The following is a 14,930-nucleotide window of genomic DNA, read 5'->3' as shown; positions in this document are numbered from 1 at the left end:
CAATCAATTGCGACGACATCTCGCCACGATTGCGCCCGTGCATGGAATTCTCTTCCCCTCAAGCTGACGAATGTCCGGAAATGCAGTTCTTCCCGGTACAACAAGTAGCAAATCACCTGATGCGCCGCAACGTAGCGACACGGGGCGACCCCGATAATTCACCTAAAATGCCCTTCTTGCCGGCTGGTAATGGTTTCCGGCTGCCCATCAACACTGTCGACCAGGCATATCAAGCACCCGTGATGATCTAGCTTCCCGCTTCTCACTTCGGAAAAACCGTTATTCGGACTTTTTTTGAATAAATCGGCCCAGAAGTGTGCGGAAAAAGCCACTGCTGTTCGTCTCACCCAAGACCAAGAAAAATTTTCGAGGCGGTCGCAAGCGGCCTTCTCGATGGAACATAACTCTATATGGCAAAGCGCGTCGCTGTCGTCGGACTGTCGTTCCGATTTCCGAGTACGGATACCCAGAAGTACTGGAACGACCTTCTAGAAGGCAAGGATCTGGTCACGCAGGTGGAAGCTGGCCGCTGGTCCCACGACGCTTACCTGCATCCCGCCAAGGACCATCCCGGCACGTCCTACACGTTCTCGGCTGGCTCCATCGGCGACGTCTCGCGCTTCGACGCCGACTTCTTCGGCATCTCTCCCCGCGAAGCCGCCCTCATGGATCCGCAGCAACGCCTGCTGCTGGAACTCTGCTGGGAGGCCATCGAGAACGCCGGCATCCGCCCCTCGGCGCTTCGCGGCAGCGACTGTGGCGTCTACATCGGCATCGCCAGCGCCGACTATTCGTACCGACTGGCCGAAGACTTCAACGCGCTCGACTCCTCCTTCGCCACTGGCAACACGGCCAGCATCGCCGCGAACCGGCTGTCCTACGTGTTCGATCTGCATGGCCCGAGCATGGCCGTCGACACGGCCTGCTCCTCGTCGCTGGTCGCCTTTCACCAGGCCTGCCGCGCCATCGTCAACGGAGAAATCTCCCAGGCTATCGCGGGAGGGGTCAGTCTGCATCTGCATCCCTATGGCTTCATTACGTTCTCCAAGGCATCGATGCTGTCCCCCAACGGCCGTTGCCGGGTGTTCGACGCCGAGGGCGATGGCTATGTACGCTCCGAAGGCGGCGGCCTGTTCCTGCTGAAGGACTATGAGCAGGCCGTGGCGGATGGCGATTCCATCCTGGCGGTCGTCGCGGGGACCGCGGTCAACACCGATGGACGCAAGTCCGGCCTGACGGTGCCCAATGCCGACGCCCAGGTGACGCTGATGCGCCAGGTGTACGACCGCGCCGGCATCGACCCGGCCGACATCGACTATATTGAGGCCCATGGCACCGGAACAGCCGTGGGCGACCCCATCGAAACACGCGCCATCGGCATGGCCCTGGGCCGCGCGCGCGGCCAGGGCTCGCCCCTTCCGATCGGTTCGGTCAAGAGCAATCTCGGTCACCTGGAGGCCGCCTCCGGCGTGGCGGGGCTTGTCAAGGCGATCTATGCCCTGAGGCATCGTGTGGTGCCCGCCACCATCGGCATCCGCAAGCTGAATCCGAACATCCAGTTCGACGACTGGAACATCGAGGTCGTCACCCGCACCCGCAAGCTGCGCAATACCGGGATACTGACCGTCGGGGTCAATTCCTTCGGGTTCGGTGGCGCGAATGCACACGCCATCCTGCAGACGCCTCCCAAGCCCGAAGCCATGCCCGCCGCGCAATTGGCCGGCACCACCGCCATTCCGGTGATCATCAGCGGCCGCACCGCCGCCGCGCTCAACGATGCCGCGCGCGGCATGGCCGCCGCCTTGCGAGCCCACCCGCCGCGCACCCTCTACGACGTGGCTTACAGCGCGGCCAAGCGGCGGGACTGGCACCAGGAGCGTGCCGTCGTGTATGGCAACGACGCCGAGGCCATCGCGTGCCTGCTCGAGCAATTCGCTGCCGGCGAAGCCCCCAAGCACCACGTCAGCGCGGGGCAACGCATTGTCAATGCCCTGGGCCCCGTGTTTGTCTATTCGGGCAACGGCTCGCAATGGGCGGGCATGGGCCGCCGGCTGATGGGCGACCATCTGTTCGCCGAAGCCATCGCCGAAATCGACACCCTGTTCCACAAGCTGGCGGGCTGGTCGCTGGCCGATGAACTACGCCGCAACGACGGCCCCAACACCTACCAGCGAACCGAAATTGCCCAGCCCGCCCTGTTTGCGGTGCAGGTCGGCATCACGCGCATGCTGGCGCAGCGCGGCATCCAGCCGGTCGCGGTGGTCGGCCACAGCGTCGGCGAAGTCGCCGCGGCCTGGGCCAGCGGCGCGCTCACGTTGGCGGATGCGATCACCGTCATCTTCCATCGCAGCAGCCTGCAGGGCATGACCAAGGGCATCGGCCGCATGGCGGCCATAGGCGTGGACGGCGTAGCCGCCGCGGCGCTCATCAGCGAACTGGAGTTGGACGACCTGCTGTGCGTCGCGGGCAGCAACAGCCAGCGTGGCGCCACGCTGGCCGGCGACGCCGACGCCTTGGCGGCGCTGGGCGAGGTCTTGACCACGCGCAGCGTGTTCTATCGCCAATTGGATCTCGACTACGCTTTCCATAGCAGCGCAATGGACTCGCTCGAGGCGCCGCTGCTGGAGGTGCTTGGCGACATCCGACCGGCCAAGAGCAATGTGCCGTTCTATTCCGCCGTCACGGGCGGCCTGCTCGACGGCACACAGCTCAACGCTTCCTATTGGTGGAACAACATCCGCCAACCCGTTCTGTTCGAACAGGCCATGACGGCCTTGACGGCCCAAGGCTTCAATCTCTACACCGAGATCGGTCCCCATCCCGTCCTGCGCTCGTACGTGAACGACGCCCTGAAGGCGCGCGCCCTCACCGGCCGGGTCGCCATCACGTCGACGCGCGGCGACGACGAACCGGCACGGGTGCGGGATGCGGCGGGCCAGATGCTGATCAGCGGCGCCACGGTGGACTGGTCGTTCCTGTTCCCCTGGGCCGGCCGGCACATGGCGTTGCCTACCTATCCCTGGCAGCGCGAGCATCACTGGCACCCGGTCACCGCAGAGTCCCTGGGACAACTGACGCGCAGCCGCATCCACGAACTGCTGGGCTATCGCTCGCCGCAAAACGCCGACACCTGGGAAAACCAGCTCGATACCAAGGCGCTGACCTGGCTGGGAGATCACGTCGTGGGCGACGCCACCGTCTTCCCGGGTTCCGGCTTCGGCGAGATCGCCCTGGCGGCCGCCCTGCAGTGGGAGCCCGGCCAATTTGCCGACGTCGAGGAAATCGAAATCCAGCAGCCATTGCTGCTGGACTCGGCCTCCAAGCTGATGCGCCTGACACTCGATTCCTCGGACGGCCGCTTCTCGATCCGCGGCAAGGATGTCGGCAGCACCGATCCCTGGATCGACCATGCCAGCGGGCGCGTGCTGCGCAACGCGGGAGCGCTCCTGCTGAACGAGTCCGTCCCCACGCTGCCCGGGCGCGCACCGGATTTCTCCGGCGACGACCACGTGGCGCTGACTCGCGCCGCGGGCCTGGAGTATGGTCCGGCTTTCCAGGCCATCTTGCACGGCTGGCTCGAGGCGCCAGGCATCGTGCACGCCATCCTGCGTCCGAACGCCTCGCTGGAAGACAGCCTTGCGGGCAGCCTGCTGCACCCGGCCCTCCTGGACTGCACTTTCCAGTTGATCATCCACATGCTGAAGGACGATGCGGCCTTGGGCCAAGGCGTCGCCTTCGTTCCGGCCAAGATCGGCCGCCTGTCGTGGCGCGCCGGCACCGGGGTACCGCATCAGGTAAGGGCTCGCCTGATTTCACGTGCACCGCACTCGCTGACGGCGGAATTCAGCCTGTTCGATGCAGAGGGCCGGCAGATCGCGATGATCCGCGAAGCGCGCTTCCGCAGCGTGCGCCTGTCCAAGGCGGCGGTGGACCACCTGAATTTCCTGGATTACGTGGGTGTTCCGTGTCCGCACCCGCGCATGCAGGCACAGGCGCACCCCGCCCTGGGCGTGAACGCGCTCGATGCCGCGCTGCGTGACGTCGTCCTCGACGCCGCGGCCAACGGGCTGCACGACCGCTACGTCAACGAAGTCGATCCGCTTCTGGAAAGCCTGTGCGATCGGTACGCGGCATTGGCGCTGCATAAGCTCTCCAAGGGCGGCCGCCTGACCACCTCCACGCTGAACGCCTGCCGCGAGGCCGCGCCGCAATGCGCGCCGCTGCTGGCCTGGGTCATGATCCGCGCAGAACGCGCCGGCTACCTCACGCCAATGGGCACCGCCGGCTGGCAGGTCGGCATCACGCAAGACGACGAGCCCAGCGTCGCCGACATCTGGAACAGTCTGCTGCGCGAGTACCCCGATTTTTTCTTGATCGTCCATGCTGCAGGCCGTATCGGCCTGCACCTGCCGGCGCTGCTGTCCGGCGCGAAACAATTTGCCGACGTCTGCCCTCGCGATGCCAACTCGGCCGCACTCGCCCTGCAGATCCTCGGTGACAACACCCGGCAGAAAATCGGTACGGCATTGCGCGAATGCATCGCCCAGGCCCAGTCGAGCCGTATGGTTGGCCAGCGCATCGCCGTCCTGGAGATCGGCGGATTCCAACCCCTGTTCGGCCAAGACATCTGTGCCGGCCTCGATTTCGCCGCCTGCGACTACATGTATGCCTCGCCCTCCAAGGCCGCCCTGGACCATGCCAGCCGCCTGCAAGAGCGTTATCCCGATGCGCAGACCCGCCTGATTGACGGCACGCAGCCGGCCGAGGCTTGCGCCGACGTCGTGATCCTGCACTGCGACGTCGACAGTCCGGAAGCCCTTCAACTCGCGCTCCAGCACGCACAAACCCACCTCAAGCCCGAAGGCACCCTGCTGATGCGCGGCAATCACCCCGCCAGCTGGCTCGACTTCATATTTGGCGCCGACATCTCCTGGTGGGTCACTGACCTGGACAACACCAGGACGTCCGTCCAATACCCTGTTGCCTACTGGCAGGCCTTGCTGATCCAGCATGGTTTCCATTGTGAGCCGCTGCGCGAGTTCGTTCCTGGCTCCAGCAGCGGCCCTTATCTGTTCATCGGCAGCCGCAAGGCGCCGCAGCACGAAGCCATTCCCACGGCCGCGGATGGCGGTTGGCTCCTGCTGGCGGGCGACCACCCCTCGGGCAGCCGCGAGCTGGCCTGCGACCTCGCGGCGGGGTTCACCGAGCGTGGCATCCCGGTGCTGGTCCCGGAAAACTGCGGCCCCGACACGCTGGACGCCATCCTGCTACAGGCGCTGCCGAGGCTGGGCCGCATCCAGGGCATCGTCCATCTGGACGGACTGGCCCTGTCGTCGACCCCCGCTCAAGACCCGCGACAGTCGCTCGAGACCCAGGTTCGGCGCTGCGCGCTGGCCGCCTCCCTGGCCCAGGCCTGCGAGCGCCATCATCTGGCCGCCACGCTATGGCTGGTCACCGCGGGCGGCGCGCCGTTCCTGGCCGACCGCGTGGCCAGTGCCGACTCGCATGCGGCGCTGAACGATGCCTCGCTGTGGAACTACGGCCGCACGATGGCCAACGAGGCGGCGGGTTTCAGCGTGCGTCTGATCGATCTGCCGCAGGCGGGCGCCCTCCCCACCGAGGCGCTGATTCAGGAACTGCTGGCGCCCGACGCCGAACAGGAGATTGCACTGGACAGCGACGGCGCGCGTCATGCGCCGCGCCTGCGTGCATTGACGCCCCCCCGAGCGCTCGCACTGCCGCAATCGTCTGCTCGCACCCCTGGCGCGCTGCGCCTGGGCTTCGATTTCCCGGGCCAGTTGCGCAACCTGCGCTGGTCCGAGTACGACCCTCCCGCGCTGCGGGATGACCAGCTCGAAATCAGCATCCAGGCCACGGGTCTCAATTTCCGCGACGTCATGTATGCGTTGGGCATGCTTTCTGACGAAGCCATCGAGAACGGTTTCGCAGGTCCCACCCTGGGCCTTGAGTTCGCCGGCATCGTCAAGCAAGTGGGCAGCGCCGTATCCGGGTACCAGCCTGGCGATCCCGTGGTCGGCTTTGGCCCCGCCAGCTTCGGAAACCGCGTGCTGACCCGGGCCGACGCCATCGCGCGCATTCCGGATGGCATGTCCTTCGAAGCCGCGGCAACGATTCCCAGCACGTTCTTCACCATCTACTACGCCATGCATCACCTGGCGCGCCTGGAAGAAGGCGAGTCGGTGCTGATCCACGGCGCCGCGGGCGGCGTCGGCATCGCCGCCATCCAGTATGCGCAATGGCGCGGCGCCGAGATCTACGCCACCGCCGGCTCGGACGAAAAACGCGATTTCCTGCGCCTGATGGGCGTGCGGAATATCTACGATTCGCGTTCGCTCTCCTACGCCGACGAGATCCTGGCGCACACGGGCGGACGCGGCGTCGATGTCGTCCTGAACTCGCTGGCCGGCGAAGCCATCAACCGCAACCTGCGCGTGCTCAAACCTTTCGGCCGCTTCCTCGAACTGGGCAAACGCGACTTTTACGAAAATACCCGCATCGGGCTGCGACCGTTCCGCAACAACATCAGTTACTTCGGCATCGACGCCGACCAATTGATGAGCGAGCGCCCCGACCTGACGCGCCGCCTGTTCGCGGAAGTCATGGCGCTCTTCCACGAAGGGGTGCTGCATCCCCTGCCTTACTGCGCCTTCGACGCCAACAATGTCGTCGATGCGTTCCGGTACATGCAGCAGGCACGCCAGATCGGCAAGATCGTGGTCACCTACCGCAACGGCATCCACGACGTCCGCCCGGTCGCAACGCCTCGTCCGTCGCTGGCGCTTTCCGCGCAGGCGACCTACCTGGTCACTGGCGGCCTGTCCGGCTTCGGCCTGAAGACGGCGCAGTGGCTGGCTGACAAAGGCGCGCGTCACCTGGTGCTGCTCAGCCGCAGCGGGCCCACGGCCCCCGCCACTCAGCAGGCCATCGAAGGCTTGCGCACGCGCGGCGTCAACGTTCATGCCCAGGCCTGCGACGTCACCGACCGCGATGCCGTGGCGGCCGTGCTGGCGCACGCCAGGCAGCACATGCCTCCCCTGCGTGGCGTCGTGCATGCCGCCATGGTCATCGATGACGGCCTGATCCGCAGCGCCACGGCCGGGCAGATCCGTCGCGTGCTAGCCCCCAAGGTGCTGGGCGCCCAACACCTGGATGACCTGACCCGCGGCCTGCCGCTGGATTTCTTCGTTTTCTATTCTTCTGGCACCACCCTGTTCGGCAATCCCGGCCAAGCCAACTACGTTGCCGCCAACGGCTGGCTGGAAGCACTGGCGCGGCAGCGCCGGTCGCAGGGCCTGCCCGCCACTTGCGTGCGCTGGGGCGCCATCGACGACGTCGGCTATCTCGCACGCAACAAGAAGATCAAGGACGCCTTGCAAAGCCGAATGGGCGGCAGCGCACTGTCCTCCGACCTGGCGCTGCGCCTGCTGGAAGACATCCTGTTGGCGGATGCCTCGGACCTCGGCGTGCTGGAGCTGGATTGGCGCGCGCTGACCCGTTTCCTGCCGAGCGCCAACTCTCCGAAGTTCGCATGGGTCGCTCGCCGCGCGGGGAGCGGCGACGGCGACGACACCAGCAGCCAGGACATCGCGCAGATGCTCGCCACCATGGACGACGAGACCCTGCATCCGCTACTGATGGACATGCTCAAGAGCGAAATCAGCGAGATCCTGCGTGTACCGGCGGACAAGATCGACTCGGAACGCTCCATCTACGACATGGGCCTGGACTCCCTGATGGGAGTGGAACTGATCGTGGCGCTGGAAAACCGTTTCGGCATCCGGCTCCCCGTCATGACCCTCAGTGAAAGCGCCACGACATCCAAGCTCGCCAGCAAGCTGATCGAACTGCTGCGTGGCGAGCAGGCCCAACATGCCGAGCAGCCCGCCATTGCCTCGGAAATCGCGCAGGTCGTTGCTCAGCATGCCGACGAGGATGTGCCCAAGGAAGCCGTCGAACAATTGACCGACGCGCTCATGGCCACATCCAACCTGCCCAAACAACGCATGATCCACTGAGCACGCTGTGACAGACGCAAAGAAGGGCCCCGGTTTGACGGCGGGCCTGAAGAACAAACTGATCCAACAGGCGCTGGAGCGCAAGCTCCGTCAGGCCGAACGCTCGCAAGACCGCCAGGCCACGCCACCAATACCCAAGACCCCCAAGGTCACCATCCCGGAAGCCTTCACGCGGTTCGACCAGCATCCCGGCTATCGCCAGTTGCGCATCATGAACGACGGCGCGGCGCGCATGGGCGTGCGCAGCCCGTTCTTCAAGCTGCACGAAGGCGTGGCCGGCGCCGAAACACGCATCGCCGGAAAGAACTACATCAACTACGCCAGCTACAACTATCTTGGCATGTCCGGCGACCCGGTGGTTGCACAGGCCGCCAAGGATGCCATCGACAAGTACGGCACCTCCGTCTCGGCCAGCCGGCTGGTGTCGGGCGAGCGTCCCCTCCACCGTGAGCTCGAGCGCGCGCTGGCCCAACTCTATGGTGTCGAGGACGCCGTAACCTATGTCAGCGGCCATGCGGCGAACGTCACCACCATCGGCTATCTTTTCGGACCGCGCGACCTGGTCGTCCACGACGAACTGATCCACAACAGCGTGCTGCAGGGCATACAGCTGTCTGGCGCCAAGCGCCTGTCCTTTCCCCACAACGACTTCGACGCGCTGGACCGCTTGCTGGCCGCCCAGCGCCACGAGTTCGAGCGCGTGCTGATCGTGCTGGAAGGTATCTACAGCATGGACGGCGACTATCCCGACCTGCCCCGCTTCGTGGATATCAAGCAGCGGCACCACGCCTTCCTGATGGTCGATGAGGCCCATTCGCTGGGCGTAATGGGCGCGACCGGCAGGGGCATCCGAGAACATTTCGGATTGCCCGGCACGGCCGTGGACATCTGGATGGGCACCTTGAGCAAGGCGCTGGCCGGCTGTGGCGGCTACATCGCGGGCGAGACCGCGCTGGTGGAACACTTGAAGTTCCTGGCGCCGGGATTCCTCTACAGCGTCGGCATGCCGCCTCCCGTGGCGGCGGCCTCGCTCGCCGCCCTGCAGCGCATGCTGGAAATGCCTCAGCGCGTCAGCGCATTGCAACAGCGGGGCGCGCTGTTCCTGGATCAGGCCAAGGCCGCCGGCATCGACACGGGCTACAGCACCGGTTATGCGGTCATCCCCGCGATCGTCGGCAGTTCCCTGAAGGCCGCTCGCCTGTCCGCCACGCTGTTCGAGCGGCGCATCAACGTCCAGCCCATTCTCTACCCCGCCGTGCCCGAGAAATCGGCCAGGCTGCGGTTTTTCGTGTCCGCATCGCATACCGAATCGCAGATCATCGAGACCATCGAGACGCTGGTTCAGGCGTTGTAATGCCCCGCGCCCGATCGCGCGGATCTGGCTGGTCAGGCCGACGCGGCCGCCAACGCGGCCGCCAATTCGGGCAGATAGAACTCGGCTGCGCGCTGGCTCATCCAATCGTCGATGCCCTCATCCATCAAGGCATTGAAGACCTCTCGGCTTTTCTTTAGCGCCCCGACCTCAAAGTGCAAGCGGCCCAGCTGGAAAGTGTTGCCGCGCTGCAAGCCCGGATTGCCGCCAATCTCGCGTACATGCTCTCGAACCCGGATCGCGGCACGGCGCTTGCGCAGCTTGCCCAGGGCATCCGCGCACGACACCAGGAAGGCGTCTTTCGGCTGGCCTGACTCGACCTGCAGCCACACGCACTCGTCGTAGAAAGACAGGGCCTTGTGCCAGACACCCATTGCGGCCAGATTGGCCACATAGTAGACGTAGGCGTTGATGTACTGCGGCGCCTTCACAGTCGACATTTCCGCGAACTTCAGGCTTTCCTCGAACCGGCCATTGAAGAAATACGTCAACGCGATCTGGCAGTCGAGGTAGTGGCTGTTGCGCTGGCTCAAGGAAAACAGATCCGCGGCGGGCAAGGCGTCTTTCCATTTGGCCTGGTAAGAAGCGTCAAGCAACGCCTCCAGTGCCTCGCTGTATGGCGCGCCGAGGCGCCCATCGGCGACGGGCTCGAAGAACGCCACTTCACGGTGCCTGATCCAGTGCGCGATGAACTGCGCCAGCAAGCCCTTGGCCTTGAGCACCTTGGCCAAATTATGCTGCTGGGCCACCACGAGGAACGTTCCCTCTCTGCACCGGACGTTCGCGATCCTCGACAACGACAGCACATCGAGCGGAAATTCGGACGAAATCACGGTCAGCGTATTGTTCTCGAAGCTCAGTTGAGACAGGTCCGTATAGCGCGCATCGCCCTCATTCTCCGGATACCAGGCGTAATGAGGCTTCAGGAGCACCTGCGGCGACAGGGCCAGCACGTGGCCCTTGCCAAGCAGACTGGCAAACAACAGCGCGCCATGTCCGCCCATGCTGCCACCGATCAGGAATATCTTGTCGGGATCGAAGTAGTTTGTCAGGTGATTGAGGATGTACAGCGTGTATTCGACGCCATCGCCAAAACAGGCTAGGCCCGTGTTGTACCAGGCCTTCTTTTGGTCTGATAAAAACAGGGCGTTATAGCCCAGTGCTTTCAACGTCCCATAGAATTGAAAGTGTGGGCGGCCTTCCAATCCCGCAAATGAAATGACCAAGACATCACTTTCGCCCTCCAGGTAGCCGAACTGCTGTTCCCTGGCGTAGAGCTGCGCATCGTCTTTGAATGACACTCTATTGATCCTGTCTAAGTAAATCCGTTGCCAGCCCCGCGGTGGGCACCGAAAGATTCGATATTTTCTTGCTCCGCGCAGTACCCTGCCCTGGCACGAAATCTCTACATCGCTTGCTTCGACGTCGCCAGCAACAACTTCGTGTTGAACCAGCGCTCATACAGCGGCACCACACGCGTGTTGGGAAAATGGCGCATCATGTGTTCATAGCAATCGCAAGCTTCCTGCAGTCGATTCTGGAGCAGGCTTACTTCAGCGCGCAGCGCCCACTCCTCCACCGTCGCGGCGTCACGCCCGGCGCGATGAATCGCCTCATGGGCCGCAGCGGTCTGGCCCGTCGCGCGCAGCGCCTGGGCATGCATCCATGCCACGTCGGGCGGCAGCAATATCGCCTGTCGGCATTCGGCAACGACCTCTTCATGCCGCCCCATGGCCATCAAGACGCGTACCAGGCGCCCCAGCCAGACAGCCTCATCCGGCAACCGCTCGCGAGCCGTCGGCATGGCGGACAGAGCCTTGCCCCACTGCTTCAGTTCGATCAGGCCATCCAGGTAGGCCAGCAGCAAATCGGCGGGCATGTTGCGCTCTTCGCAATAGACATGCTCCAGATACTGAACAGTGCGTCCCCACTGGCCCGTAGCCAGCGTCAATCGCACCAGTTCGATCAGACCGCACGCATCGCCCTTGCTATGACGCTCGTAGGCGATCAACCATCGCTTGGCGCCGTCGTGGTCTCCCAGTTCGCGGCAGGCTCGGGCGCACGCCAGCTCGTAGCGCAACTCGCGGCACGAATCCGGCGATGGCGCCAAGGCCTGCGCGGCGTCGAGCACCGCCTGCCAATCGCGCAGAAGCACGTGGCGCCACACCTCAAGCATGGCCATCGCCGGCTCCTCGTTCCAGGCCGCCGGGGCCGAAGTACACACGAACCCGAACAGCGCAGGATCGTTCGCGTGGATCGCCCCATACATCGCGAGAAAGCCATACCGGGGATCCTCGGCCAATTGCTCGCGGCCGTGCAGGATTTCGTCGCGGCACCCCGCCCAGTCCTGCGACAACACCAGCGACTCCATCCGCAGGCATGCCATTGCCCGCGGGGCGACCATCCCACGCTCGGCCATCAGGTCCCGCCAGCGGCGCGCATCCTCGAAGCCTGCCCACAGGCCTTGCCTGGCCACGACGGCGCGATGATGCTGGCCATACATCGCATCGAACGTATTGCCCGTCAGCACGCCGGGCGCGGTGGGGTCGTGCAGGCGACGCACGTACTCGTGCCAGGCATCGGTCACCAAGTCGCCTCGTCCATCGGCCAGGGCGACCGTTGCATACTGGTCCAGCAGCGGGGCGGGCATGGCGCCCACCCCCTCGGGATAGGTCCACCCGACATAACAAAAGTATTTCGCGGTATTCCCGTCGGCCAAGGACAACTGCGCCATTTCGTACAAGCCGAACGGTGTCTCGATGTCCTCGGGCCATCCAAGCTGCAACAACTCCATTGCGCGGGCAGCCGCTCCGGACAAGCGTAATGACGATGCGAGGAACACACGGGCGTATCCTGTCCGCGTCGCCTCGGTGGCCGGCATCCGCAGCGCCTCGTCCAGGATTGCGGCCGCGGACTCGTAATCCGCACGGCCCCACGCCGAAATCCCCCGCGCCACGTGCCACGCCACCGGATCCTCGGCGAACAATGCGTGCAGATGATCCGACAGCGCGGGCTCCTGCCGTGCCAGGCTGGCCAGGGCCGCCAGGCAGGGCTGATGCCTGCGTTCGAACTCCGCCCCCAAAGACAAGCCCAACGCCAGTGCCTCATCAAGGTTCCGCTCGGCGCATCGCAGCCAGAACGCGTCCTGCGTCCGGGCGTCGCCGGGCTCCCCGGGCACCGTCAACGACGCGCCCAACGCAGCCTGCCCATCCAGCACGCGCACATGCGAGAACTGCGCCAGGATGCTGAAGTGGCTCTCCATGACCGACACATCGTCCTGCGCTGGCGTGTAAGCGGGATGCGATTTCACGTTCTGCGTGACCCACGGCAGCAACGAGTAGGTCTTCGTACATGGACTGACCAGGGGGGCGTACACCAGGGCCGTGGACGTCAAGCCATAGACAGCCCGAGGCCGCGCGACCGCGATGGCGGGCTCGATCAGGAAATCGGCTTCCTTGAGCAGCACGATTCTGCCCTGCAAGCCCATCAGGCGGATCTCATCCGCGAATGCCTTGGGAACCGCTGGACGGTCCTTGGGGTGCAGTTTCAGGAAAATGCGGCCCTCGTCCTGCTGTACGATAGCGGCCAGCACCCGCATGATGGCGCCGATGAAGACCACGTCGCGGATCGGATACCGTTGGCTGACAAACAAGGCATCCCGCGAAGTGATGCCATAGGCGGCCACCTGCTTGCGGGTATGCGGATCGGCGCTGAGCCCACCCGCGTGCATGAAGAAGCGCGTTGCGCGCTCGAATTGGAAAGCATGCCGCAGCAATCCCGGAAAAGCCGCGTAAACCCCGGAGAAACGCTGGATACGGCCCAGCGCGGGGCGCAGATGCCGGTAGAACGGCAGATGCTCGATGGCGGCAATGCTGAACCGGTTTCCCCCCTTGGGGTCGATATGGGCCAGATTCTCGCCGTCCTGGCCGATCTTGTAGGTGGCGGTGCCCTCTTCCACCAGGAATATACCGGCTCCCTGGTCGACGGCGAATTTGCCCAGAATCGCGTAATGCCGCTCGAAGCTCAGCAGAAATACGCTGGTGGGCCGCAACTGCCGCAACACCTTGCGGTACAGCCCGGCGATGGTGTTCAGCCGGTCCAGCCGCACGACGTTCGGCGACCTTGGCAGTTGCAGCTCGGCCACCGCCTCGAACAGCCCCTTGTGCACGTTCTCGTGAATTGTGCGTGGCATCACCTTGTTGGCGGGCGTACTGAGGATCAGCAGGCGATTGTTGCTGAACCGCTCGAAGCGGATCAGCGACTGCACCTGGATCAACTGGTTCAGGTGGGACACGACGAACAGGTTTCCGCCTTGGAAACCAGCCGGAAAGATGGGTTGATCGCGCTTGCCTCGCGCATCCCGGAAAAAGCGAACAGGATGGAGAATCAACTTTCTCAATTTCTTCAGACTACTCAACCCTGGCCTCGACTAGACGGAACGCCTTGAAAGTGCGGCGCAGAAAGGTGTGCGGTTCGGGAAAAATGGCCCGCCCGCAGTAGGCCGCCAGCAGCACCTTGTGCCGAGCCGCGATGCAAGGCCGGGGATTCTTCTGTTGGCGTTCGATGGCGCGGCGGATTTCCGGCAACGTCGTCCGAGGATCCATGACGTTGGCATGCAACCATTCCTTGATCGGCGCGGGCTGGCGGCCCGGATCCAGGTCCGCGAGCCGCACCAGCAACCCACTACCTTGGAAGAACCCGCCATAATTCTGGCGGGCGGGATAATCGGCCAGCAGATATGTCCGCCGGCCCATCAACAATGCCTCGATCGCCGCGGAACTGGAGATCGTCACGCATGAGTCCGCGTCCGAGAGCAGTTGCGAAACCGGCGCCTGCGAGATGTGCAGATTGGGCAATCTACGTTGGCATGCCACGAAGTCCGAGACGCGGTCGTCGATATGGCCATCGACACCTCGTGAGCGGCGCCCCGTGCCCGCTACCGGATCCCGCGCTTTGATCAGGAACTGCCGCTCGGGATGTCGCAAAGCCAATCGGGCCAAGCCGTCCGCCAGGGCACGGCGCTGCGGCTTGCGATGCGGCACGTCGATCTGTTCGAAGAACACGGTCAGAGGCGCCTCCGTCGCGCGATCGACAGCCGCTGCCTCGAACCAACCCGCGCCGTAAAGGATGCCGTTGAACGGCACGCGCAGCAGATCGCAGATGCGCCCATAAGACTCGAGATCGGCACGGGAATTCAGCAGCACCAGGTCGCATCGCAACCGTGTGATGAAAGCATCGAGCTGCGAACGCAGCACGATGCCGGGAAACAGCGACACGAAGAACGGACGCGGCTGGCTCTCGGGGAAAAGGTGCAGGATGCGATTGATGTCGCGCCCGCCGCAACTGAGCACGACGATCGCGGCGCGGCCCAAGGCCGACCGCAAGCCTTCGACATCGTCGTCATAGTCGGACAGGCCATGCCAGGACACTTGCCGGCCACCCTCGTCGGCCAGGCTCCGGGCCAGCAGCCGCGCCGCCTTCTCATGGGCATAGTGGCGATGGACCACTGCGATCGAGCCAGC

The 14,930-nt window shown here is 64.5% G+C and carries 6 protein-coding genes; 3 read left to right on the top strand and 3 right to left on the bottom strand.

Annotated features, from left to right (window positions below; translation table 11 throughout):
- The first annotated feature begins 41 nt into the window (after positions 1-41).
- The 3 genes from A6745_RS28905 (at position 42) to A6745_RS27345 (ending at position 9,390) form a co-directional block, all read left to right on the top strand.
- Positions 42-251, top strand: a complete 210-nt coding sequence (locus tag A6745_RS28905) for a hypothetical protein (protein WP_156513571.1) — start codon at positions 42-44, stop codon at positions 249-251.
- Positions 252-410: 159 nt separating this feature from the next.
- Entirely contained in the window at positions 411-8,036 is a 7,626-nt protein-coding gene (locus A6745_RS27350; RefSeq protein WP_066134672.1) for a type I polyketide synthase, read from the top strand.
- Positions 8,037-8,043: 7 nt separating this feature from the next.
- The gene (locus A6745_RS27345; RefSeq protein ID WP_066134667.1) at positions 8,044-9,390 is read left to right on the top strand and encodes an aminotransferase class I/II-fold pyridoxal phosphate-dependent enzyme; all 1,347 of its coding nucleotides are present in this window, start codon (positions 8,044-8,046) and stop codon (positions 9,388-9,390) included.
- 32 nt (positions 9,391-9,422) lie between these two features.
- On the opposite strand, the gene A6745_RS27340 is transcribed toward A6745_RS27345, so the two are convergent.
- From A6745_RS27340 to A6745_RS27330, 3 genes are all read right to left on the bottom strand, one after another.
- Positions 9,423-10,709, bottom strand: coding sequence for a tetratricopeptide repeat protein (locus tag A6745_RS27340; protein ID WP_066134664.1), 1,287 nt, complete (start codon positions 10,707-10,709; stop codon positions 9,423-9,425).
- Positions 10,710-10,813: 104 nt separating this feature from the next.
- Complete coding sequence (locus tag A6745_RS27335; RefSeq protein WP_082853329.1) at positions 10,814-13,825, bottom strand: polysialyltransferase family glycosyltransferase; 3,012 nt, start codon at positions 13,823-13,825, stop codon at positions 10,814-10,816.
- Positions 13,818-14,915, bottom strand: a complete 1,098-nt coding sequence (locus A6745_RS27330) for a DUF6716 putative glycosyltransferase (protein WP_066134656.1) — start codon at positions 14,913-14,915, stop codon at positions 13,818-13,820. Before A6745_RS27330 ends, A6745_RS27335 begins: the two co-directional genes overlap by 8 nt.
- Positions 14,916-14,930 lie beyond the last annotated feature (15 nt).

The sequence above is a fragment of the Bordetella ansorpii genome, from assembly GCF_900078705.1.
Classification (GTDB): Bacteria; Pseudomonadota; Gammaproteobacteria; order Burkholderiales; family Burkholderiaceae_B; genus Bordetella; species Bordetella ansorpii_A.
Note: the sequence above shows the minus strand (reverse complement) of the source record. Positions and strands in the feature narration are given on the sequence as shown.